Origin of the sequence: Congregibacter litoralis KT71, assembly GCF_000153125.2 — a bacterium.
In the GTDB taxonomy this organism is placed as follows: Bacteria; Pseudomonadota; Gammaproteobacteria; order Pseudomonadales; family Halieaceae; genus Congregibacter; species Congregibacter litoralis.
In genome coordinates, this window is record NZ_CM002299.1 from 1,336,962 (window position 1) to 1,358,927 (window position 21,966).

Below are 21,966 nucleotides of genomic sequence, written 5' to 3' on the forward strand. Positions count from 1 at the left end.
TCTTCGATGAATAGTTTGCCCGAATACGACGTGGTCGTTGTCGGCGGTGGCCCCGCGGGTGCGACCGCTGCCTATGACCTGAGTAAGTCGGGAAAGAAAGTCCTGCTTATCGAGCGTGGCTTTCGCATCAAGCCCTGCGGTGGCGCCATTCCCCCGCGCGCGGTGGAGCAATTCAATATTCCGGCGGAGCAGATTGTCGCCAGGATCCGCTCCGCGCGGATGATTTCGCCTGCGGATCAGCGGGTAGATATGCCCGTGGGCGATACCTATGTGGCCATGGTGGATCGCGATAAGTTTGATCCCTTTCTTCGGGAGCGCGCCGTCGAGGCGGGGGCGACCCTGCAAATCGGTGCCTACAAATCGCTTTTCTATCAGGATGACGGGCGCGTGCGCCTGCGCTATCTCGATAAGTCCGGCAGTGGCGGAGAGCACGAGGTGATTGCACGGGCCGTTATCGGCGCCGACGGTGCCAAGTCCCGGGTGGGCGCTCAATGCATTCCCGGCGGCGACAAGCTCAAGTGTGTGTTCGCTTATCACGAGATCGTAGAGGCACCCACGCCGGAGCAGGGAGCGGACTATCAGGAAACCCGCTGTGACGTCTGGTACCAGGGGCGTTTGTCCCCGGATTTTTATGCCTGGGTGTTTCCCCACGGCAAGCATGCCAGCATTGGTACAGGCAGTGCCCAGAAGAATTATTCCGCCACGGCGGCGGTGGAGATGCTGCGTAAAGACGTGGGTCTCGACACGGCCAAAACCGTGCGCCGGGAGGGTGCGCCTATTCCCATGAAACCCCTGAAGCGCTGGGATGACGGCCGAGCCGTGCTTCTGGCGGGCGATTCCGCCGGCGTGGTGGCGCCGGCGTCGGGAGAGGGCATTTACTATGCGCTTCTGGGAGGGCGTCTCGCCGCTGACGCCGTAGAGGCCTTTCTTCTCAGTCACGATCCCGCCGCCCTGAAAACCGCGCGAAAGCGTTTTATGAAACTTCACGGGAAGGTGTTTTTTGTATTGGGGCTGCTCCAGCGCTTCTGGTATGGCAGCGACAAGCGCCGGGAGAAGTTCGTGAAAATGTGCCGCGACCCGGATATCCAATACCTCACCTGGCAGTCCTATACGCAAAAGGAACTCGTCCGAGAGCGCCCCACGGCCCATGTAAAAATCTTCTTCAAGGATCTTGCGGAGTTACTGGGGCTGGCGCGCGCCTGACCCCCGGGCTGACGCAGCCTCCTTGCACCTGACGGCTCTAAGGATGGTCCGGGTATGTTACCTGTAATCAAGGACTTTCTAGCCAGCGGTCATGCCGCCGAATTGATTCTGGTACTGGTCTGCTGTGAATTTCTGTTCCTGAGTGTCCGTTATTGGCGCGGGGTGGGTTCGCCGCCGCGAGCCTGGTTGTCGCCGCTGATGGCGGGCGCCTTTCTTGTCATCGCCCTGCGACTGGCACAATCAGACGCGCCCGAGGAGTTTCTGGGCTTGGCCCTGGCGGCCGCGGGTATAGCTCATCTCATGGGATATGGCAGCCGCTGGCATGGCTGAGAGGCTACCCACGTTATTTCTGTGGGAATCCTGTGGGAATGTGTGGAAATTCGGGCAGAGAAGCTCTGCCGCAAATGTTGTGCGCCGTCAGCCTGTTACCAGCTCGGTTCCATGCGGAAGTCTTCGGGCAGTTCGTGGTGCTTGGCAGGAAGGCAGTAGAGCCGCGCAAAGACCAGTCCCGCTGACAGAGACAGACCGGCAGCCTTGATGCGGCCCATTACCCCGCCGCGCTCTTTGGTAGCCGAAACTTTCGCACTGATATCCCGGAGTCGCTCCAGTCCCCGGCGGAAGCGTGGGTCGTCGGTATTCAGGGACAGGGGGAATACCTGCTGGGTGATGGCCGTAGTGATGTCAAAGACCCGAAAATCAAATTCCGTGGGATCCATGCCCAGGGCTTCGTAGAGCTTGGGTCGATTGTGATCCCTAACATACATTGTGGAATAGACTGCCAGAATAAAGAAGCGAATCCACAGCTTGTTGTGGCCCCTAAGGAGCTCGGGCTGCGCGCGCATCATGAGGGCAAAGGATTCCCCGTGGCGGAATTCGTCGTTGCACCATTCCATGAACCAGTTAAAGATCGGATGAAAACGCTGCTCGGGATGCTTCTCAAGGTGGCGATAGATGGTGATGTAACGCGCGTAGCCAATTTTTTCTGAAAGATAGGTGGCGTAGTAAATGAATTTGGGTCTGAAGTAGGTGTATTCCTTTTGTCGCTTCAGAAAGCCCAGATCCACCGCAACGCCCAGTTGCTTCAGTGCCTTGTTAATGAAACCCGCGTGGCGGGACTCATCGCGCGCCATGTAGCCCATGAGGTCGGCGATCTCGGGGTTATCAATGTTCTTCTTGATTTCCTGGTAGAGCACGCAGCCCGAGTATTCGGCGGTAATGGAGCTGGTAAGAAAGTCGATGAACTCCTCGTGAAGTTCCGGATCGCTGGTGAGGGTGGTGGCATCGTACTCGAACTCCTGGCGGAAATGGCCGCGGTTCCGGTCTTCCTTGTATTCCTCCATCATGGCGTCCCATTGCTGACGCACGGGCTCCACATCGATCTTACCCACGGAGTTGTAGTCGGTGCGGTAAAATCGGGGAGCGAGCAACTCGCTGCGCACAGCCTGTTCGGTAGTGTCGTTGATCTTGGCGGTTTGCATCGGTGCGTTCATGGGCAGTTCTCTCAGCTTGGCTTAATTTGTACAGGCAGCCTGTCGCGGCGCCTTCGCTCAAAAAGTGTCAACTAAACTTGACTATTATATTGTCAAGAATAGTTAACTATACTGAAATTCTCAAGGCCTAATTGCAGTTTTGCTGTATGATCGTATGCGCAGCTGTCCACCAGGCGTAACCACGTGTGCCGGGGAGGGCCAGTGGCGAAGCAATCCGGCAAGCCCGACAGACAATCAGACAGCGACGTTGAGTCGCTTAAGGAGCCCGCCTTGTACAGCCTTGGCTATGTTAGTACCCAAACGAGGCCTTTGGACAATGCGCAGATGCTCGATATCCTTGAGGTCGCGCGGGAGAAGAACGCGCAACTGGGCGTTACCGGCGTGCTGCTGCACCGACAGGACTCTTTTTTTCAGGTTCTGGAGGGCGCCAAAGAGGAAGTGAAGGCCCTTTTTGAGAAGATCAGCAAGGATTTTCGGCACGAGAGAGTAGAGGTGGTGACAGAGGGGCCCATACAGAACCGCGAGTACAACGACTGGCGCATGGCCTTTATCGAGCTGGATGGCCAGGACTTCAGCGCGATGCCGGGCTTTTCGGATTTAATGCGTAATACGCCCGCCGCCCGGGAGTTTCTTCAGACCTTATCAAGAACCAAGAAGCTGGCGCTGTTGTTCAGCGTGATGGAGTGACCGGAAGCGCGAACTGGTTGAAACGGGATGGTTCAGCGACATTAAGTGATTAAGAATGGGGCTTAAAGTAAAATTTAAGCCCCATTATCGTTTTGGGGTTTCGGCAAAGCCCCTCAGAGCAGTTTTTAGCCCCCCGGTACCAGATCGTTATCTCCCACGAACACTCTGCAGGGAAAACGCGCAATTTCTACCTCTTCCTGTCGAGTAGTGGCTGCTGGTTGCGGGGGAGTGGCGTTTGCAGCATCCCGCGCTTTGATGCCGGGGCCCTGCGCGGTCACGACAACTTGCCCGCCTTGGCCCGTGGGCTCTCCCGTCACTGCCAAGCTCATCTCAAATGCACCGACCTCACCATTTTTCTCGGTGACGGTCACGCTTGCTTGTGAACCGCTCACGTATCCGTCAGTGAACTCAGTGAATTGACAATCTCCTAACGCTGACAACTCGATAATCGTGCCGTTGGCAGCTGGAGTGTTTGGACTTGAGACCCCTGCTGCAGGGCTGTTGTTGTAAAGATCGGAGATGTAAAGCCTGTATTGGTTGCCTTCACTGAAACTATCGTCCTGGCTGGCCGGAGGCGTAGCGTCAACGATTCCAACAAACAAATTAAAGGCACGGGAGGTTAAGGTCAGCACGAGGTCGCGCCGGGTATTCACCAGAGATCGACTACAAAAGACTCCGTCCCCACTCTCGGGGCAGAGGCTCCCGTTGTAGACACCTTCCCCTGTGCTTGGATCAACGTTCAAGCTGTAGATGCCGTCTCCGTTGAGGTCTACAAACTCCTCTTCAGCACCAGCCGCTGCGCAGTTTTCCGAGGTGCTCGGTGGTGGACAATTGGGGCCCAGCTCAGGGGTATAAACGCCATCCTCGTTGTGGTCGTTAAATGCTTCCGGCAGATTTTCAAACGACTCGAACTCGTCGTACTGCCCGTTGCCGTTGGCATCAACGAAAAACTCCTCTCCTAGGACGGTAACGGATACCGTCGAACGAAGTCCTCTGCCTGCACCAAGATCGTCTGGGCATGGGCCATCGACGCCTATGAAACTGGCGCAGGAATAGCTGCCATCGTCTTCGATTGTCTGTAGTGCCGAGGCGTTAAGCGTGGGGAACCGCGGATTTTGGCTTACCCACAAAACACGGCAAGTACCTCTGGGCGGAGGACTTGTGTCTATTAAGCTTTGATATCGAGCGCCATTGCTCTCGCCGGTTAGGCAGGATGCGTCGATATCTCCGTACTCGGTAGTGAAAACCGCACTGGTTCCATCTGGGACAGGGTTGTTGAACTTATCCGCGACCTGCGCTGTGATTACTACGGATATGCCATCAACGTCAGCCGCATAAGGAACGTAGTATTCCTCCGCCTTGAGGCTTAAAGAATTCTGGTCCGCGATTCCGGTACTGACAACTATTTGGTTGGATGTTGCCGATTGGGGTGCCGACGCTCCTGACTCCAATTGTGCTTCAAAACTAGCGATAACTAGAGTGGAGGAGGGTACGCTGCCTGCTAGAACTTCGACTACCGCAAGACCTTGCGAGTCTGTGACGGCGGAGGAGTTAAGCAAAGTTACGCCTCCAAGCTCATTTGTGAGCTCGAAGTTAACATTGATGCCCGAGAGCGGTGCGCGGCCATCAAGGTCGATATAGCCAGGTTCACCGGGTTGAGGATCTCCCGTAGCAAGTACTACCGCCGACTCTAAAACTTCGAATGTGACCGTCGCAACCTCAGGTCGACCCGGTCCACCCGTGCCGCGCAGCGCCAGTATCGTTCGGTCCGTACCTTCCTGGCCCTCAGAGGGGTCAGAGGAGAAAAATCCAATGTAGTTTGCGTCTCTCGAGGCAATTGTGACTGTCCCGCTGGCCGATGAGTCACCGCCAATGAGTTCTGCGCTCAATTCGTCGCCAGCCTCACAACTGCCCGATACATACTCTGCCTGAGCGAGTCCGTCTGTGGTTTCGACAGTGAGGGTAGTCGTTCCGTCGCTCGTGTCTCCCAGAGGTCTAAATCTGGCCTGCCCACTTAACGAGCAAGCACTTGAGAGTCTAATTTGCTGGATGCCTGTTACTGCCTGACCTTCTTCGTCCACGACTGCAAGACGAACTTCGGCGGTGCCTCTAAACGCCAAATCTGTATTGCTTAAGCCAATCTGATTGGCGATAAAGCTGGTACCACTAAAATGGCCTAAGGTTAGTCCGGTCCGAGTAATCTCAATGCCAATAGTCGCAGTTACAGTTTCTGCTGGACTTTCAGCCGTCACGGTTATTGTATCTGCCCCAAGAGTCGGGCCTGCTTGAATCTCTAATTCTGCGATGCCCTCAGAATTCGTAAGAGCCTGGCCGTTTGCAGGCGACACAACTGCAAAGTCAGCAGTCGCGAGGACTACCAGTCCGCTGACTGCTGGAGCGTCAAAGGTGTCTTCTTTCACTTCCACACGAAGTGTTACCGGAAAGGTTTCGCTGACTTCGGTAGTAGGATTACCACTGGCATCAACGGTCGTAAGAGTGATGGTGTAAGAAGTGAGATCGCTGTCACCGTCGCCGGGAAGGAAACCCCCACCGCCGCCGCTGCCGCCACCGCCTCCGCAGGCGCTCAAAACTGCGAGCATAGCGCTCATGACGACGCCTACGGCGCCCCTTCGGCTGCACAGTGTGCGAAGGCCCTTAATCATTATCGTCCCCTCTGGGGATGGCCGAGCCGCTCTTCGGCGGTACCGGACCGCTCCCACTCCCGCTGGTTGGCTACCTGATGCCTGCCTACTCTATACCGACAGGGTTCAGCTACGCTAGACAGGCTACCACAATCCATGGCTAATCATAGAAAAAATGATAAATAACATGGCGATAGCGCGTTTTTGTAATTTTTTACACAAACTTTTTGTCCTGCGGTGACCTATCAACCAATTAGACCCGCCAACTTGTTCGCACCCAGACCCAGGGTTACGCCGATAACGATCACCCCCAGGAGGTTGCTTCGCCAGCCATTGGTGGCGTCGCCAAGGAGCCTGCGATTGTTCATCAGCCACACGAGGATCACAGCGATGATCGGCAGGAGCAGGCCATTGGCTGCCTGGGCAAAAACGATGAGGCTGAGGGGTCGCGCCCCCGTTGCCGCAAACACAGTACCGGTGAACACAACCGCCAGGGCAATCACACGAAAAGCACCGCCGCGCAGGGTGTCCGTAAGACCCAGGGCGCCACAGACGGCGTAGGCTGCGGCAAGGGGGGCGGTTATGGCGCTGGTGAGTCCCGCTGCGCACAGTCCCGCCGCAAATACGTAGCGCCCGGCTGAGCCGAGGACCGGCTCCAGCTGCGTAGTGATTTTATCGGGCTCAAATGCCAGACCCTGAGCGAAAAACGTCATGGCGGCGGCACTGACAATCGCCAGGGTAACGAGGCCACCCAGGGACACCGAAAGCACGGTATCGAGGCGGGCCGAGGATAGGGCGAGATCGCGGTCTGGCTCGTCTGCCCAGTGCTCCCGGGCCGCGTTTGCCTGTAAGAAAAGATTGTAGGGCACAACCGTGGTTCCAATGAGCGCGATCACCGTCGTCAGGGAGCCTTCGGGGAGCCGCGGGGTGAAGCCCTGAAACAGGGCGGACCAGTCCGGGCGAAGAAGCACCGCGCTGGCGACAAAAATGATGCTCATCAAGAGCACCAGGGCAATCAGCACCCGCTCCAGCTGTTGGTAGGCCGGGAGGAACAGCAGGGCTGCGGAGGCGCCACCGATGCCCAGAGCCCAGACCGGGGTCCCGATAGTCGAGACGCTCTCCAGGGCGATGGCGGCGCCGGCAATGTTGCCGGACTCGTAAGCTGCGTTTCCCAATCCGATCGCGGCAACCACCAGGAGGATGGCGCCGCGGCCGAGCCAGTGCCCTGCTAAAGCCTCCCGCAGTGTTGTTGCCAGGCCCTTGCCCGTGATGATGGCCTGCCGGACACTCATTTCCTGGAGCGCCATGGTGGCCAGCACCGAGAACAGCAGTGCCCACAACAGAGCGTAGCCATAGCCCGCGCCGGCGGCGCTTGCTGTGGCGATGGTTCCCGGACCTACGAAGGCCGCAGCGACGAGAAGCCCGGGGCCAAAGCCCCACTTTCGGCGTTGCGGTGTTTTCAGCTCATCGTTCAATGTTTTTTTCTCTTTCGTGACGGTACGTGGTCCCGGACCCGGTGCAGGGGTGCAAGGCAGCTGCTAGTATCCGCCCGATGATAACCGAGGCCAGCAATGCACCGACACTGAGTGTCTCCATCGTGGTCCATAACAGCTGCCTCGATCAGTTACGTATCACGCTCAACAGCCTCCTCGTGAGTGTGGCTGCCCTGGAAGAGTTTTTACCAGAACCCGTTGCCATCACCCTTCTCGACAACTGCTCCGCGCCTGATTATTACGAGAAACTCCAAGCGCTGCTGTCCGATATGGCCATCGCTGAGAGCCCCTCTCTATGTTTTGCCTTGCACCGTTCAGATAAAAACAGCGGCTTTGGTGGGGGGCACAATCAGCTTTCCCGCCTGCAGCCCGGGCGTTATTTTCTGATTCTCAATCCCGATGTCGAGCTCGCGGCCGACGCCCTCAGAGAGGCGCTGGGCTATCTGGAGTCTCACGATGAGGTGGTTGCGCTGAATCCCTACTGCGAGCGTGGTGACGGCAGCCGCGAATATCTTTGTAAACGCTATCCCTCGGTGCTGGATTTGCTGCTCCGGGGCCTGCCCCTCGCCGGTCTTCGACAGCTGTTTTCCCGCCGTCTGGCCTATTATGAGTATCGCGACGCGGTGGCTGAGGATCCCCGGCCCGTGACCTTGCTCAGCGGTGCCTGCCTGTTGTGTCGCAGCGAGGCCTTTACGGCGGTGGGGCGCTTTGACGAGCGCTTTTTTATGTACTTTGAGGACTTCGATCTTTCCCGACGACTCAAGAGCCGTGGAGAACTCGTGTTCCTGCCGGGGATGCGGATCGTTCATCACGGAGGCTTCGCCGCCCGAAAGGGGAGCCAGCACATTCGCTGGTTTGCCCGCTCCGCGGTCCGTTTTTTTAACCTCCACGGCTGGCGGCTGCTCTGATGCTTACCCGCCGGTGGTAAACTGACGCCATGGACGCATCTCAGGAAATCCGTCGACTTCGCTACCTTCAGGCTATGGGAGTGCCCGTCTACGTGACCCGTCGCGTATTGCCCGGTGCCGCGGTGACGTCAAAGATCACTTTAAAAGAATCCGTCAGGATGGCAGGGGCCGCCGAGCCGCAGGAACAGGCCGCGCCGATAGCGCCGATAACAGCCCCGCAAAAAACCTCGTCACCCGCCGCGCAGGCGCTACGGGAATTCCTTCGTCAGGATATTGATCGCCAGAAGCCCGCGCCCGGGGCTGCGACCGACACGGCGTCAGCCCGGGAGACAAAGGGAGCCGCCCGTCAAGATTCCGCTCCACGGTTTCGCCTCGCGGCCCTGATCACCAAAGGGCGTTTATGGCTGGAAGAATTGGGCGATGAGGCGCTGGCTCAGGATCAGCTCCAGCTCGTCGCGGCGATGGCCCGGGCCCTGGAGCACCCTGTAAAAGATGAAGCTGCCGTCGCGGTAACGGAGTTCCGGTGGCCCCTCCACGATAACGCCCAGCTCGGTCTGAGTGCTGATGACGCGACGGCGGCGCTGCAGGGCTTTCTCTCTCGTCAGCTGGACGAGAACGCCTGCGTGGAGCTGATCTGTCTGGGCAATGCCAGCAGAAAGCTCATTGCGGATCTGGCTATTCCCTGTGCCCGGCGCGCGATTTCCTCAACTCGCGACATGCTTGAAAACCCTTCGATCAAGGGCGACGTCTGGAAAGCTTTGCGCGCGTGAGCTTTACACTCCGCGCGGGGCGACCCGGTGATATCGATGCGATTCTGACTCTGGATCAGGAATACTCCCCGGTCTTTGCTCAAGCCGAGAGCTATGAACGACTGTTGGGCAAAGGCGGATTGATGATCGTGGCGGAGGAAGCGCAGGCTTTGATCGCTTTCGCGGCGTGTTCACGGGTGCTCGATGAGGCTACGCTTTTGAACATCGCGGTGCTGCCCCGGGTCCGAGGCCGCGGCGTGGCGAAGCTGCTCCTGGAGGAGGTGATGCAGCGTCTGGCTCAAACTGGCACAGGGCAGCTATTTCTGGAGGTGCGGGAGAGCAACCACCGGGCGCGATCTCTCTACGCCGCTGCCGGTTTTCGCTGCGACGGTGAGCGGGCAGGTTATTATGCTGCGAACCGCCGCGGCGCTGACTCTGGAAACCGCCGCGGCGCTGCCGAGACCGCCATTTTGATGAGCCGACAGTTGGGGGATGTAAATGCGGGTACTTGAAGCCGGAGACTGGGGAATGCTGATTCCCGATGAGTGGCAGGCAGAACAGGAAGAGGACGCGATCGTCATTGGAGATCGTGATGGCGTGGGCTGCATCGAAATCAGTGAACTCCACAAGGAATCCGGCGATTTCTGCAGTGACGATCTCGGTCAATTTGTTACCGATGCCTCAAAGTGGACCCCTGCGCGCAAGGGCAGTTTTGAAGGTCTGACTTCAGCGGTGCTCGAGGACGGCGCGGCCATCCGCGAATGGTATCTCTTTGCGGGGGCGCTGCTTTTGTACATTACCTATAGCTGTGATGAGGACAACCAGGGCTTGGACGATGCCGCCGTGGATGACATTCTCGACACCCTTCGCATGGCCACGCCATAAGAAAGGGTCCCATGGCAGCAACACAAGCCACAACACAAGCCACAACACAAGCCGCGGGGATGGCGCCCCATCACTGATCACGTTCGCCGGGCCGGAGGCGCTGCTTAGCTGACGGTGCCGGTCACGCGTACGCGCTTGCTTCCCGTTTCCACTGGTGCCGCTTTTGCCGCCGCCCGCCGCTGGATGCCGCTGTCGATCACATTTTTCAGAGCAATAATCAGCCCGGTAAATATGAAAGCGCCCGGCGGCAGGATTGCCAGCAGAAACGGCTGATAATCCTCAAAGGCGATAATTTTCCAGCTCGCTGCGTCGGGACCGAAGAGCAGGTCCATATTGGCAAAAATCGCTCCGGTCCCCGAGAGTTCCCTCAGGGCGCCAAGCAAAATCAGAATCAGGGTGAAACCGATGCCCATGATGAATCCATCGTAGAGCGCGGGCAGCACCGGGTTTTTGCGGGCAAAGCCGTCGGCTCTCCCGAGAATGACGCAGTTGGTGGTAATCAGGGGCAGAAAAATACCCAGTATTTCGTAGAGCTCGTAGCTGTAGGCCTGCATCAGGAGCTCGATACAGGTCACCGCTGCCGCAATGATCATTACAAAGGTCGGCAGACGAACCGCGTCGGACGTGACGTTGCGGATGAGGGATACCGCCGTGTTAGAGGTGACCAACACAAAACAGGTGGCAATACCCAGGCCCAGGGCATTCACCACGCTACCGGTGACCGCAAGGAGGGGGCAGAGTCCCAGAAGCTGTACGATCGCAGGGTTGTTTTTCCACAGGCCATTAATGGAAAGTTCCCCGTAATCTGTCCTGTTTGCCTTGGTCTGGCCGGCGTCGGTCGTGTCTGAGTCCGGACTCATGATGTGGGTTCCTTATCAGTGGGACGCTCGCCGAACAGCATTCGCCGGTTTTGTTCTGCGTATTGCAGCACCCGAGCGGTTGCCTGAACGACAGCGCGGGGAGTGATGGTGGCGCCGGTGAACTGATCAAAGGCGCCGCCATCTTTTCGTACGGTCCATTCCTCCAGTTCCGGATCGTTCAGGGAGCGTCCCCGGAAGCTCTCAATCCAGTCTGATTTTCGATGATCGACGGCATCGCCCAGCCCCGGCGTTTCGCGATGCTGGAGCACCCGAACCCCCGCGACGGTGCCGTCCCGATTAACGCCGACGATGAGCTCGATTTCGCCGCTGTAGCCGTCCGGTGCCGTCGCTGGAATCAGCGCTGCCGTTGCCTCGCCCTGGCGTTTGGCGATGTAAATGGCTTTGCTCTCCCGCAGCTGCAGAAAAGGATCATTTACCGGGGCGTCCAGACGATCGTCGAGCATGGCGTTATCGTGACTGGCTCGGGGAATGATCTGCAGCAGTGCTTTTTCTTCCGCCGCTCGCTGGGCGGCGCTGATGCGGTCCTTGGTGCCCAGAAAGGTCGTCGCCACCAGCAGGGCGGTCAGTACCGCAAACCCCGCCAGTAACAGGCTGTTGCGGGTGATTGCCTGGCGCAGTTCGTTCACGCCTCGGACCCCTTGCTACCGCCTTTGCCTTTGCCGTGGCCGTAGACCTTGGGTTGGGTGTAGTTGTCGATAAACGGTGCGGCAAAATTGGCGATGAGAACGGCAAACGCCACCGCGTCGGGATAATTACCCCGCACGCGGATGGTGTAAACCAGCAAGCCGATCATGGCACCGAACACCAGGCGCCCCCGATTACTCACCGCCGACGACACGGGGTCCGTGATGATAAAAAACGCGCCGAACATCGTGGCACCGCTGAACAGATGAAAGAGGGGAGATCCGCCACTGGCGGAACTGCCCTCGTCATAAAATATCAGGGCACAGAGGCTCAGGGCCAGCAACATGGAGACAGGGGCATGCCAGGTGAATATCCCCTTGTAGAGCAAATACAGACCTCCCAGTAAGAAAGCCGCGTTGACGGCAAACCAGCCCACGCCCTGGAAGGCACCGAATTGCGGGTTGGCGGCATAGAGATCGGAGAGCAGCAGGCCCTTGTTCTGTCGCATAAGATCCAACGGTGTAGCCATGGTCTGGGCATCAAAGCTCTCGGGGTTAAAGCAGGCCTGGAGCGCTGCCAGCAAGCCCGGCACAGACTCTCCCACGCCCAGGGGCGGCATCCAGGTGCTCATCTGCAGGGGAAAGGAAATGAGCAGGACCACATAACCCACCATGGCGGGGTTGAAGGGGTTGTAACCCAAGCCGCCATAAAGATGTTTGGCGATGAGAATGGAAAAGCTGACACCGACAAGCAATAGCCACCAGGGCGCGTAGGGCGGCAGGGCAATACACAGCAGGGTGGAGGTCACGAGGGCGCTGTAGTCTTTCAAAAAAGGTTTGACCGCCTGCTTGCGCAGGAGCAAAGCGAGGCTTTCGCACAACAGGGCAACCAGACCACCGAAGACAATATTGACGATCACACCCGCACCAAAATAGTAAGTCAGGGCGACGACGCCCGGCAGGGTTGCCATAAGCACAGTCCCCATAACGCGGCTGGTGCTCATGGGGCCGTGGGCGTGGGGCGAGGTGACGACCAACAGACTCATGCGTTTTCGGTCTCGCTCGTGGTCTCGCTATCACTATCGGTCCGCGCCGGCGTACCGCCCGCACCGGCTATTGTGGTCTGAAGATCAGCGAGTTTACTTTCTGTCGTGGCAACGGCCTTCTCCAGGGCTGAAGTAATCGCGGGGTCGCTGCCATCGTCGGCGGCAAGCTTCTCCCGCGCCTTGGCAAGGCGCGTCTCGATGCGCGCAAGCTTTTCCCGCTGTATCGCCTGCTCGTCGCCGGGTGTCTTTGCCAGGGCTGCCTTGCGGGCCTGTGCTCTCTCGATCGCGGCCTGAATGGGATCACCGTCCGCCGCCTGATCCGCCGCCTTGGCAAGGGCCGCGCGTTTGCGTGCCGCACGCTTGGCTTCTTTTTCTGCCGCTTCCCGGGCCATGCGTTCCTGTCGCGCCTCAAAGCGCTCCCGGGCATGGTCTGCCCGCGCGTTATCGGCCTTTTGCTCCCGCACCGCCGCCTTGGAGGCGCGGTAGTACTGCACCAGGGGAATATGGCTGGGGCAGACGTAGGAGCAGGCGCCACACTCGATGCAATCAAAAAGGTGATGCTCCTCCAACTGCTCATGGTTTTGGGCGCGGGCAAACCAGTAAAGCTGTTGCGGCAGAAGGCGCGCGGGGCAGGCCTCGGCACAGAGTCCGCAGCGGATACAGGCCTGGGCAGGCTCAGGTTCGGGAAGCTCCCCGGGGCCTGGCACCAGCAGGCAGTTGGTGGTTTTGATGACGGGGCAGCGGTGATCCGCCAGGGTCACCCCCATCATGGGGCCGCCCATGATGAGTCGCTGTCGTACTGTGGGCTGGTAGTCCGCCTGGGCCAGGAGGTCTTCCATGGGGGTGCCGAGGAGTACATCGAAATTGCCGCGATTGCGCGCGGACTCCCCGGTGACCGTTGTCACGCGGCTGACCAAGGGCCGTCCCAGGACAATGGCATCGTGGACCGCGGCGGCGGTGCCGACGTTCTGACAGAGTATGCCGATACTTGCGGGCAAGCCGCCGCTGGGAACTTCCTTGCCCGTGAGTATTTCAATGAGCTGTTTTTCACCCCCCGAGGGATACTTGGTAGGGAAGGTAACCAACTCCATGTCCTCGCGGCGGGCAAGGGCCGTTTCGAAGGCGGCGATGGCTTCTGGCTTGTTATCCTCAATCCCGATAAGGATCTCTTTAGGGCGAGCGATATGCGCCAGAATCTCCACGCCGGCGATAATGCGGTCGGCCCTCTCGCGCATCAGAGCGTCATCGGAGGTGATATAGGGTTCGCATTCCGTACCGTTGATAATCAGGGTCTTGATAGCGTCGTTGCTGTCCCCCGGCAATTTACGCGCCGTGGGAAACCCGGCACCACCCAGTCCGGCAATACCAGCCTCAAACAGTTGCCGGCCTAGCTGATCCGGGGAGAGACGGCGAAAGTCCTCCACGGGCGTGAGCTCGATCCAACGATCCTCCTTGTCGCAGTTGATGACGATGCAAGGCGCCATCATGCCCGATGCATGGGGTATGGGGCGTTCCTCAATGGCGCCGATAACACCCGAGGTGGGCGCGTGAAGGGGGAGGCCGCTGAGGTCCGTCAGGCGCTCTCCACCGCGGACTTCCTGACCGACGGCTACCGCCGGCGCCGCCGTGGGGCCGATATGTTGCGCCAGGGGCAGCACTAACTGTGACGGGATTGCAGCTTTGCGAATGCTCCCTTCGTTGGACAGCGTCTTACGCTCGGCAGGGTAGATGCCCCCATGGAAGTCATAGATACGCCTCATGCCGCGCGCTCCTGATTTGCATCCGTGGCAATAATCATGGGGCCGACATCTGCCGTGGGCAGTTCCCAGTGCCAGTTCGTCAGCGTCTTGGGCAGGGGCAGCATCTCAATGCAATCCACGGGGCAGGGATCTACGCACAGATCACAGCCGGTACATTCCGAAGCAATCACCGTATGCATTTGCTTGGCCGCACCCAGGATCGCGTCCACGGGGCAGGCCTGAATGCATTTGGTGCAGCCTATGCAGTCCTCCTCAATGATGAAGGCGACGGTGGTCTCCGTCTCGGCGCCGTGTTCTGCATCCAGGGGCGTTGGCTCCACATCCAGCAAGTCCGCCAGCGCCTGAATACCGGCCTCGCCGCCGGGAGGACATTTGTTAATGCCCTCGCCCGCAACGATAGCCTCCGCATAGGGACGGCAGCCGGGATAGCCGCACTGACCGCACTGGGTTTGTGGAAGAATGGCGTTTATCTGGTCGGCGATGGGGTTGCCTTCCGCGCGGAATCGAATCGAGGCAAAACCCAGGATCGAGCCGAAAATCAGTCCCAGGCCCAGCATTGCCAGAAGCGCCGCGACGAAGGGATAGTTGCCAATGAGTTCAGACATTACGCTATACCAGCCCGGCAAATCCCATAAAAGCCAGGGACATGAGACCCGCGGTCACCATGCCGATAGCGGCACCGGAGAACGGCGCGGGCACATCGGCGACGGCAATGCGCTCGCGCATGGCGGCAAACAGAACCAGTACCAGCGAGAAGCCCAGGGCGGCGCCAAAACCATAGAGCAGGGCTTCGATAAAGCTGTGGCTCTTGTTGGTGTTGATCAGAGCGACCCCGAGAACCGCGCAGTTGGTGGTGATGAGAGGCAGGTACACGCCCAGCACCCGGTGCAGGAGAGGGCTGGACTTGCGCACGACCATTTCCGTGAATTGCACCACGACGGCAATCACCAGAATAAATGCGATGGTTTTCAGATACCCCAGCCCCAGGGGGAGGAGCAGGTAGTGGTAGGTCAGGTGGCTGCAGGCCGAAGCCAGGGTGAGGACAAAGGTCGTGGCCATGGACATCCCCATGGCCGTTTCCAGTTTGTTGGAGACGCCCATGAAGGGGCACAGTCCTAAAAACTGCACCAGCACAAAGTTGTTCACCAGAATGGCGCCTATCAGCAGCAGCGAATAATCTGCCAGCATTTTCTCACCCACAGCATCCGGGGATGCACTCTAGAAATTGTCCGAGAGGGCCAGGATAAAAACGCGCCGCAGCCTCGAAAAGCCTTTTCCAGCCTCTTCCGCCTCCCTGGGTCCCGCTCAATCCAACCCGGTCCCCCAACAGCAGCCATGGTAGGCAGACTTTCCTTAATAAACAATGCGTTGGCGTGTTGAGCGCCGCTCCGAGGGGGCCGTCGGCTCCTCACGTAACCCGCATGCCCGGGGTTGCACCACTGTCCGGCGACAGGAGGAAAACATCGGTGTCTCCTTCACCGGCGGCCAGCACCATACCCTCGGACACGCCAAAGCGCATTTTCCGGGGAGCCAGGTTGGCTACCACCACGGTCAGTCGACCCACCAGCGTTGCCGGGTCGTAGGCCCCCTTGATGCCGGAAAATACCTGTCGTTTGCCCAGTTCTCCAAGATCAAGATGCAGTGCCAGGAGCTTGTCGGCGCCCTCCACGGCCTCTGCCGCCTCAATGCGGGCCACGCGTAAATCCACTTTCTGAAAATCCCGAATATCGAGGTATTCACTGTCTGGTGACGCTGCGGCGTTTTTCTGCCCTGTCTTCTTGTCAGCGGGTTTTCCGGGCGTTTTCTCAGACTTGGCTTGTTCAGAGGCTTCGCCGGGGGTTTCCTCGCGATTGCTCTCCACCATTTTACTGACCAGTTTGGGATCCACGCGTTGCATCAGCGGCTCGAAGGTCGCCAGTTCGTGATTCAGGAGGAGCGCTTCCCGCTGATCCCAATCAAGGCTGCAGCGCAGATATGCCGCGGCCCGCTCTGCCATCGTCGGCAAAACAGGCTGAAGGTAGATCATCAGGAGGCGAAAACAGTTGATCCCCGTGGAGCACACCAGCTGCACATCCGCAGCCTGTCCCGGTTCCTTTGCCATCACCCAGGGTTTGTGCTGGTCAATGTACTGATTGGCTCGATCCGCCAGTTCCATAATCAGGCGGATCGCCTTGCTGAATTCCCGGTCCTCGTAGGCCTGCGCAATCTCTGTGCCGGCTTCCCCAAAGGACGCGAGGAGTTCCGGCTCACTGCAGCGTTCGGATGTGCGATTCTCAAAACCCTTACGCAGGAAGCCCGCACAGCGACTGGCGATGTTCACGACCTTGCCAACGACATCGGAATTGACCCGCTGTACGAAGTCCTCGAGATTGAGATCGATATCATCGACACCCGCACTGAGCTTGGCGGCGAAGTAATAGCGCAGGTACTCGGCATCGAGATGCTGGAGATAGTGATGGGCATTGATGAAGGTGCCCCGGCTCTTGGACATCTTGGTGCCATCAACCGTGAGAAAGCCGTGAACAAAGACGCCCGTGGGGGTGCGAAGTTCGGCTGCATGAAGCATCGCCGGCCAGAACAGGCCATGAAAATTAATGATGTCCTTGCCCACAAAGTGGTAGAGCTCCGTGTCGCCACCGGGCTGCCAGAAGTCGTCAAAGGCGATGTCCCTTTGCGCGCAGTAATTCTGGAAGCTTCCCATGTAACCAATGGGAGCATCGAGCCAGACATAAAAGTATTTGTCGGTCTCTCCGGGAATCTGAAAGCCGAAATAGGGAGCGTCCCGGCTGATGTCCCATTCCTGAAGGCCGCTATCGGTCCACTCCCGAAGTTTGTTCGCTACCGCATCCTGGAGCGTTCCCGAGTCAATCCAGGTTCGCAGCATGTCGGCAAACAGGGGCAGGCGAAAGAAAAAATGCCGCGACTCGCGATCCACCGGTGTGGCACCGGAAAGTGCCGACAAGGGATCGATAAGCTCCGCCGGCGAATAGGTGGCGCCACAGGCTTCGCAGTTATCACCGTATTGATCAGGTGTTTTGCACCTCGGACAGGTACCTTTGATGAAACGGTCAGCGAGGAACAACCCCTTCTCCGGATCGTAGGCCTGAGTGATTTCTCTTTCGTTAATCGCTCCCGCCGCCTTCAGGCGCTCGTAGATCGTCTCAGACCAATGGCGGGTTTCTTCGGAGTGGGTGCTGTAGAAATTGTCAAAGCTGATGGCAAAGGCCCGGGAGGCGGCCAGATGATCCTTGTGCACCGCATCAATCTGCTGTTCTGCGGTGATGCCCTGGCGCTCCGCGCTCAGCATGATGGCGGTGCCATGGGCGTCATCGGCGCAGACATAGTGACACTCGTGTCCCCGGGAGCGCTGAAAGCGCACCCAGATGTCCGTCTGCACCTGCTCAAGGATATGGCCCAGGTGGAGGGGCCCGTTGGCATAGGGTAGGGCGCTGGTAACCAGAATACGCCGCTTGGCTTGAGTCATTGCGAAACTGTCCGCGGGAAAAGGCGCGCTATCATAGCGAGTGCCCCCGCCGATTTCATCTGCATTCATTGAGTGCATGGGAGGCAATACCTATACTTGGCGCCTTTATCACCGCGGGACCTGTTTTGCATGCAAGTGGCCAAGCACATAATCGCCGTTGCCTCGGGTAAAGGAGGCGTTGGTAAATCTACCACGGCGGTCAATCTCGCCTTGGCCCTGAGCGCTACCGGCGCGCGGGTGGGCCTCCTGGATGCCGATATCTACGGCCCCAGTGTGGCCCTGATGCTGGGTGTAGCGGAGGGTACCCGTCCCGAGAGTAGCGACGGCAAAACCATGAGTCCCGTGGAGGCCCATGGCCTGGCGAGTATGTCCATGGCCTACCTGGCCAGTGATCGCACGCCCATGGTGTGGCGGGGACCGATGGCCGGTGGCGCGCTGATCCAGATGCTGGAGCAGACCCGCTGGGGTGATCTGGATTACCTGATCATTGATATGCCGCCGGGGACTGGCGATATTCAACTGACGCTGTCGCAGAAAGCGACGGTATCGGGCGCTGTCATCGTGACGACGCCTCAGGATATTGCGCTCCTGGATGCCCGTAAAGGCATTGAGATGTTTCGCAAGGTCAGTGTTCCCGTCCTTGGAATCATTGAAAATATGGGGCTGCATACCTGCAGCCAGTGTGGCCATACAGAGTCGGTTTTTGGCCTGGATGGTGGGCAGCGCATCGCGGCCGAATACGGCGTTGCCCTGCTGGCCAGTCTACCCCTGGAGCGCACGATCCGCGAGTACACCGACGCGGGAACCCCCATCGTTATCCGCGAACCCGAAAGCGCCGCGGGACAGGCCTACATGACCGCGGCCCGGGCATTGATGCGGGCATTGGGTGAACAGCCCGCCGGAGACGATTTTCCGACCATCACTATCAGCGACGACTGACGAGAGAAGCTATGAGTATTAAATCTGACAAGTGGATTCGTCGCATGGCGACAGAGCACGGCATGATCGAGCCTTTCGAGGCCGGTCAGGTGCGCAGCGATAGTGACGGCGGAAAGGTAATCTCCTACGGCACCTCAAGCTATGGCTATGATGTGCGCTGCGCCGACGAGTTTCGCGTATTTACGAACATCAATTCGGCTACCGTCGATCCCAAAGCCTTTGACGATGACAGCTTTGTGAACATCAGCAGCGATGTCTGTGTGATTCCCCCCAACTCCTTTGCGCTGGCGCGCACCGTGGAGTATTTCCGCATCCCCCGCAACGTGCTCACCATATGCCTGGGTAAATCCACCTATGCCCGTTGCGGCATCATCGTAAATGTCACGCCCCTCGAACCCGAGTGGGAAGGCCACGTGACCCTGGAGTTCTCCAACACCACAACTCTGCCGGCGAAAATTTACGCCAACGAAGGCGTGGCCCAAATGCTGTTTTTTGAGTCTGACGAAGTCTGTGAAACCAGCTACAAGGATCGCGGTGGCAAGTATCAGGGTCAGACGGGGGTCACCCTTCCCCGAGCCTGATCAGCTGTTGGCGCCGGCGACGGCAGTGCCGGCTATCTCGGCGCTGATGAGGTTGGCTTCGATGGTCTTGCCGTCTTCGATGTGTACCGTGCGCACCATGAGGTAGTCCCACTCGGGGGCTATCCATACGCCGGACTGGCGATCGGGGTCGTCGTGGTCCCTTTCAAAATGCAGGGTATTTACCCAGCCCATGGGCGTTTCGAGGCGCTCTTCCCCGGCGTAAAGCAGGCGGTACTCCTTGACTTTCCGGCCGTCGGCTACGTGGAACAGGATGTCATCCTTCGGCGTGGGGTCATTGAGCAATGACAGGCGTAACTGCTCCTGCTGGCTCATGCGGTCCAGGGTGTCGCCGGTTTTCGGGAGTTCATACCACTCTTTTTTGTACAGGCTTCTGATGACCTGGGAGTCGTTGTCAAAATGGACTTCCCGCCGCCGGCTCACGGGGCCGCTGAGCTGGTAGACATAGGAGCGGGGCTGGATATTTTCGCCGTCGAGGGTGAACAAGCTGACTTCGCTTATCCCCGCAACAAGCAGTTTGCCCTCACTGGTCAGTTTGCAATCGCCGTTTGCATCCATGGTCAGACTGCGGCGAAGCTTGATGCTGAGACCGGAGGTCGAGGTCTTGTAGACCGCATCATAGGGCGTCAGCGCGCGCAGCTCCTTCGGCGCCTCCTGGGCACCGGGCGTTTGCGCCTGCGCCGCGGTGCTGACGAGGCTCTGCGCGGTGATGCCCAATGTAGTGAGAGGCAGTGCGGTGATAAGGGTCGATGCGACCACGGTCAGCAACCCGGTCGGTAAACGCGTAGTTCCTGTGGTCCATCGTCTGGCTGATATCACTGTCATGCGTTTACTCCATTGCCTGTGAGTGATGGGTCTTTCCAGACCTTGCCGTTGCGCAGCTCAACCTTTCCTTCGATACACCAGCGCACAGCCTGGGGGTAAATGCGGTGTTCCTGGGCCTGCACCCGTGCGGAAAGACTGCTCGCGTCATCGCCCGGCAGAATCGGCACGCGCGCCTGGATGATGCCGGGGCCCGCGTCCAGCTCCGGAATCACAAAATGCACCGTGGCGCCGCTTTCCTTGTCGCCCGCATCAAGGGCGCGCTGGTGCGTGTTCAATCCCGGGTATTTAGGCAACAAAGACGGGTGAATGTTCAATAGAGACCCGTAATATTCCCGAATAAAGCGATCCGTGAGTATGCGCATGAAACCGGCGAGCACCACGAGATCGATGGCTTTGTCCCGCAGCGCCTGCAGCATCGCCTCCTCAAAAGCGTCCCGGCTCTCATAATCGCGATGATTGATGCAGCAGTGAGGAAGTTGTTTTTCTTCCGCGCGGGCGAGTACCCGGGCACCGGGGACGTTACTGATGACCAGACTGATCGTTGCGGGAATGTCTCCCTGGTCACAGGCGCTGGCGATAGCGGCCATATTCGAGCCTGAGCCAGACGCGATTATCGCGATGCGCCCGGGGGTGCTCATTCGCTGAAGCGGATGCCTGCGTCTCCGGGAACGGTCTCACCGATCTGCCAGGCGGCGAGGCCGTGATTTGCCAGGGTGTCGATAGCGGGGGCCACCTGCGTCCGGGGGATGCACAACACCATGCCCACACCGCAGTTAAAAGTGCGAAACATCTCCATGCGCTCAATGTTTCCCGCGTCCTGCAGCCACTGGAACACCGCGGGCCACTTCCAGCTCCCGGTGTCTATGTGCGCCATCACCGTGTCGGGGAGGACGCGGGGAAGGTTCTCCAGAAGCCCGCCTCCGGTGATATGCGCCATGGCATGTATTTCTATGTTCTGGCGCAGGGCCAGCAAGGCTTTGCAATACAGTGTCGTGGGTTCCAGCAAAAGTTCGCCCAGGGGTTTTCCTCCGGTTTCAAGGCTTGCATCGAGGTCCACCTGGCTGTGCTCCAGCACCTTGCGGATGAGTGAATAGCCGTTGGCATGGGGGCCGCTGCTGGCGATGGCCACGAGAGCGTCTCCGGCAGCGACGCCACTCCCGTCGATCACCCTGTCCCGCTCCACGACGCCCACACAGAAGCCAGCGAGATCGTAGTCGCCTTCGCTGTACATGCCCGGCATTTCTGCCGTTTCGCCTCCCACGAGTGCACAGCCGGCGAGCTCGCAACCCGCTGCGATACCACGCACCACGTCCGTGGCAACATCCAGATCGAGCTTCCCCGTGGCGTAATAGTCGAGAAAAAACAGGGGTTCTGCACCGCTCACGGCGATGTCGTTGGCGCACATGGCGACCAGATCAATACCAATATGTTCGTGGTGATTGAGTTCGATGGCGAGGCGTAGCTTGGTGCCCACGCCATCGGTGCCAGAGACCAGGAGAGGCTCCCGGTATCCGGTGGGGAGTGCACAGAGCGCCCCGAAGCCGCCCAGGCCACTCATGACTTCTGGCCGTCGCGTGCGCTCCACGGCATCACGGATCCGTCCCACGAGCGCGTTGCCTTTATCGATATCCACGCCCGCATCGCGGTAGGTGAGGGGTGTTTTCTGCTGCTTTTCTGACATGGGACCTGGCCGGCGTGTTGGTGAGCGCGCAGTGTAGCGTCCCGGGCCCGCCAGTAAAGGGTGGGAAGCGC

At 59.0% G+C, this 21,966-nt stretch carries 22 protein-coding genes; 9 read left to right on the plus strand and 13 right to left on the minus strand.

The window, feature by feature from the left end; all coding sequences use genetic code 11:
- The first annotated feature begins 6 nt into the window (after positions 1–6).
- Positions 7–1,203 carry a geranylgeranyl diphosphate reductase gene (locus tag KT71_RS06195; RefSeq protein WP_040362893.1) on the plus strand — a complete coding sequence of 399 codons (1,197 nt, stop codon included), beginning with the start codon at positions 7–9 and terminating at the stop codon, positions 1,201–1,203.
- A 54-nt stretch (positions 1,204–1,257) separates the two neighbouring features.
- Entirely contained in the window at positions 1,258–1,533 is a 276-nt protein-coding gene (locus KT71_RS06200; protein ID WP_008296306.1) for a hypothetical protein, read from the plus strand.
- Positions 1,534–1,628: 95 nt separating this feature from the next.
- Here the strand turns inward: KT71_RS06200 and acsF are convergent, their stop codons facing one another.
- Positions 1,629–2,693, minus strand: coding sequence for a magnesium-protoporphyrin IX monomethyl ester (oxidative) cyclase (gene acsF / locus KT71_RS06205; protein WP_008296305.1), 1,065 nt, complete (start codon positions 2,691–2,693; stop codon positions 1,629–1,631).
- Between the two features lie 201 nt (positions 2,694–2,894).
- On the opposite strand from acsF, the gene KT71_RS06210 reads away from it, so the two are divergent.
- Complete coding sequence (locus KT71_RS06210; RefSeq protein ID WP_023660419.1) at positions 2,895–3,380, plus strand: BLUF domain-containing protein; 486 nt, start codon at positions 2,895–2,897, stop codon at positions 3,378–3,380.
- 125 nt (positions 3,381–3,505) lie between these two features.
- Here the strand turns inward: KT71_RS06210 and KT71_RS06215 are convergent, their stop codons facing one another.
- Together KT71_RS06215 and KT71_RS06220 are read right to left on the minus strand one after the other, a co-directional pair.
- Complete coding sequence (locus tag KT71_RS06215; protein WP_008296303.1) at positions 3,506–5,989, minus strand: hypothetical protein; 2,484 nt, start codon at positions 5,987–5,989, stop codon at positions 3,506–3,508.
- A 278-nt stretch (positions 5,990–6,267) separates the two neighbouring features.
- On the minus strand, positions 6,268–7,497 hold the full coding sequence (locus KT71_RS06220) for an Nramp family divalent metal transporter (RefSeq protein ID WP_008296302.1): 1,230 nt from the start codon (positions 7,495–7,497) through the stop codon (positions 6,268–6,270).
- Between the two features lie 77 nt (positions 7,498–7,574).
- Between KT71_RS06220 and KT71_RS06225 the strand changes: the two genes are divergently transcribed.
- From KT71_RS06225 to KT71_RS06240, 4 genes are read left to right on the plus strand one after another with little or no spacing between them, the layout of a single operon-like run.
- On the plus strand, positions 7,575–8,423 hold the full coding sequence (locus KT71_RS06225) for a glycosyltransferase family 2 protein (RefSeq protein WP_008296301.1): 849 nt from the start codon (positions 7,575–7,577) through the stop codon (positions 8,421–8,423).
- A 29-nt stretch (positions 8,424–8,452) separates the two neighbouring features.
- Entirely contained in the window at positions 8,453–9,193 is a 741-nt protein-coding gene (locus KT71_RS06230; RefSeq protein ID WP_008296300.1) for a hypothetical protein, read from the plus strand.
- A complete protein-coding gene (locus KT71_RS06235; protein ID WP_008296299.1) occupies positions 9,190–9,684 on the plus strand; it encodes a GNAT family N-acetyltransferase in 495 nt (164 codons plus the stop codon). The genes KT71_RS06230 and KT71_RS06235 overlap by 4 nt, the downstream gene beginning before the upstream one ends.
- Positions 9,671–10,057 (plus strand): hypothetical protein, encoded by a 387-nt coding sequence (locus KT71_RS06240; protein ID WP_008296298.1) that lies wholly within the window; start codon positions 9,671–9,673, stop codon positions 10,055–10,057. Before KT71_RS06235 ends, KT71_RS06240 begins: the two co-directional genes overlap by 14 nt.
- A gap of 104 nt (positions 10,058–10,161) precedes the next feature.
- On the opposite strand, the gene KT71_RS06245 is transcribed toward KT71_RS06240, so the two are convergent.
- The 7 genes from KT71_RS06245 to metG form a co-directional block, all read right to left on the minus strand.
- Complete coding sequence (locus KT71_RS06245) at positions 10,162–10,917, minus strand: electron transport complex subunit E (protein WP_008296297.1); 756 nt, start codon at positions 10,915–10,917, stop codon at positions 10,162–10,164.
- Positions 10,914–11,564, minus strand: a complete 651-nt coding sequence (gene rsxG / locus KT71_RS06250; protein ID WP_008296296.1) for an electron transport complex subunit RsxG — start codon at positions 11,562–11,564, stop codon at positions 10,914–10,916. Before rsxG ends, KT71_RS06245 begins: the two co-directional genes overlap by 4 nt.
- Positions 11,561–12,607 (minus strand): electron transport complex subunit RsxD, encoded by a 1,047-nt coding sequence (rsxD, locus tag KT71_RS06255; protein ID WP_008296295.1) that lies wholly within the window; start codon positions 12,605–12,607, stop codon positions 11,561–11,563. Before rsxD ends, rsxG begins: the two co-directional genes overlap by 4 nt.
- Positions 12,604–14,367, minus strand: coding sequence for an electron transport complex subunit RsxC (rsxC, locus tag KT71_RS06260; RefSeq protein WP_008296294.1), 1,764 nt, complete (start codon positions 14,365–14,367; stop codon positions 12,604–12,606). The genes rsxD and rsxC overlap by 4 nt, the downstream gene beginning before the upstream one ends.
- Positions 14,364–14,972, minus strand: a complete 609-nt coding sequence (gene rsxB / locus KT71_RS06265; RefSeq protein WP_008296293.1) for an electron transport complex subunit RsxB — start codon at positions 14,970–14,972, stop codon at positions 14,364–14,366. Before rsxB ends, rsxC begins: the two co-directional genes overlap by 4 nt.
- Positions 14,973–14,976: 4 nt before the next feature.
- Positions 14,977–15,555, minus strand: a complete 579-nt coding sequence (gene rsxA, locus KT71_RS06270) for an electron transport complex subunit RsxA (protein ID WP_023660422.1) — start codon at positions 15,553–15,555, stop codon at positions 14,977–14,979.
- A 220-nt stretch (positions 15,556–15,775) separates the two neighbouring features.
- Positions 15,776–17,851: a methionine--tRNA ligase gene (gene metG / locus KT71_RS06275; protein ID WP_040362902.1), complete on the minus strand. Its 2,076-nt coding sequence runs from the start codon at positions 17,849–17,851 to the stop codon at positions 15,776–15,778.
- A gap of 129 nt (positions 17,852–17,980) precedes the next feature.
- Here metG and apbC point away from each other — a divergent pair, with 129 nt between their 5' ends.
- Both apbC and dcd read left to right on the plus strand, forming a co-directional pair.
- On the plus strand, positions 17,981–18,790 hold the full coding sequence (gene apbC, locus KT71_RS06280) for an iron-sulfur cluster carrier protein ApbC (RefSeq protein ID WP_008296289.1): 810 nt from the start codon (positions 17,981–17,983) through the stop codon (positions 18,788–18,790).
- Between the two features lie 11 nt (positions 18,791–18,801).
- Positions 18,802–19,371 carry a dCTP deaminase gene (dcd, locus tag KT71_RS06285; protein WP_008296288.1) on the plus strand — a complete coding sequence of 190 codons (570 nt, stop codon included), beginning with the start codon at positions 18,802–18,804 and terminating at the stop codon, positions 19,369–19,371.
- On the opposite strand, the gene KT71_RS06290 is transcribed toward dcd, so the two are convergent.
- From KT71_RS06290 to purM, 3 genes are read right to left on the minus strand one after another with little or no spacing between them, the layout of a single operon-like run.
- Entirely contained in the window at positions 19,372–20,214 is an 843-nt protein-coding gene (locus KT71_RS06290) for a DUF3108 domain-containing protein (RefSeq protein ID WP_023660424.1), read from the minus strand.
- Complete coding sequence (gene purN, locus KT71_RS06295; RefSeq protein ID WP_008296286.1) at positions 20,211–20,852, minus strand: phosphoribosylglycinamide formyltransferase; 642 nt, start codon at positions 20,850–20,852, stop codon at positions 20,211–20,213. Before purN ends, KT71_RS06290 begins: the two co-directional genes overlap by 4 nt.
- Positions 20,849–21,895: a phosphoribosylformylglycinamidine cyclo-ligase gene (gene purM, locus KT71_RS06300; RefSeq protein ID WP_008296285.1), complete on the minus strand. Its 1,047-nt coding sequence runs from the start codon at positions 21,893–21,895 to the stop codon at positions 20,849–20,851. The genes purN and purM overlap by 4 nt, the downstream gene beginning before the upstream one ends.
- Between the last annotated feature and the right edge of the window lie 71 nt (positions 21,896–21,966).

Bases quoted from the DNA above. Each gene is read 5' to 3' on its own strand.
- rsxB (WP_008296293.1), bottom strand. From the start codon at position 14,972: ATGTCTGAACTCATTGGCAACTATCCCTTCGTCGCGGCGCTTCTGGCA.
- KT71_RS06245 (WP_008296297.1), bottom strand. From the start codon at position 10,917: ATGAGTCCGGACTCAGACACGACCGACGCCGGCCAGACCAAGGCAAAC.
- dcd (WP_008296288.1), top strand. From the start codon at position 18,802: ATGAGTATTAAATCTGACAAGTGGATTCGTCGCATGGCGACAGAGCAC.
- KT71_RS06225 (WP_008296301.1), top strand. From the start codon at position 7,575: ATGATAACCGAGGCCAGCAATGCACCGACACTGAGTGTCTCCATCGTG.
- rsxC (WP_008296294.1), bottom strand. From the start codon at position 14,367: ATGAGGCGTATCTATGACTTCCATGGGGGCATCTACCCTGCCGAGCGT.
- apbC (WP_008296289.1), top strand. From the start codon at position 17,981: ATGCAAGTGGCCAAGCACATAATCGCCGTTGCCTCGGGTAAAGGAGGC.
- KT71_RS06215 (WP_008296303.1), bottom strand. From the start codon at position 5,989: ATGAGCGCTATGCTCGCAGTTTTGAGCGCCTGCGGAGGCGGTGGCGGC.
- rsxA (WP_023660422.1), bottom strand. From the start codon at position 15,555: ATGCTGGCAGATTATTCGCTGCTGCTGATAGGCGCCATTCTGGTGAAC.
- KT71_RS06200 (WP_008296306.1), top strand. From the start codon at position 1,258: ATGTTACCTGTAATCAAGGACTTTCTAGCCAGCGGTCATGCCGCCGAA.
- KT71_RS06230 (WP_008296300.1), top strand. From the start codon at position 8,453: ATGGACGCATCTCAGGAAATCCGTCGACTTCGCTACCTTCAGGCTATG.
- rsxD (WP_008296295.1), bottom strand. From the start codon at position 12,607: ATGAGTCTGTTGGTCGTCACCTCGCCCCACGCCCACGGCCCCATGAGC.
- purM (WP_008296285.1), bottom strand. From the start codon at position 21,895: ATGTCAGAAAAGCAGCAGAAAACACCCCTCACCTACCGCGATGCGGGC.
- KT71_RS06195 (WP_040362893.1), top strand. From the start codon at position 7: ATGAATAGTTTGCCCGAATACGACGTGGTCGTTGTCGGCGGTGGCCCC.
- acsF (WP_008296305.1), bottom strand. From the start codon at position 2,693: ATGAACGCACCGATGCAAACCGCCAAGATCAACGACACTACCGAACAG.
- metG (WP_040362902.1), bottom strand. From the start codon at position 17,851: ATGACTCAAGCCAAGCGGCGTATTCTGGTTACCAGCGCCCTACCCTAT.
- KT71_RS06240 (WP_008296298.1), top strand. From the start codon at position 9,671: ATGCGGGTACTTGAAGCCGGAGACTGGGGAATGCTGATTCCCGATGAG.
- purN (WP_008296286.1), bottom strand. From the start codon at position 20,852: ATGAGCACCCCCGGGCGCATCGCGATAATCGCGTCTGGCTCAGGCTCG.
- KT71_RS06290 (WP_023660424.1), bottom strand. From the start codon at position 20,214: ATGACAGTGATATCAGCCAGACGATGGACCACAGGAACTACGCGTTTA.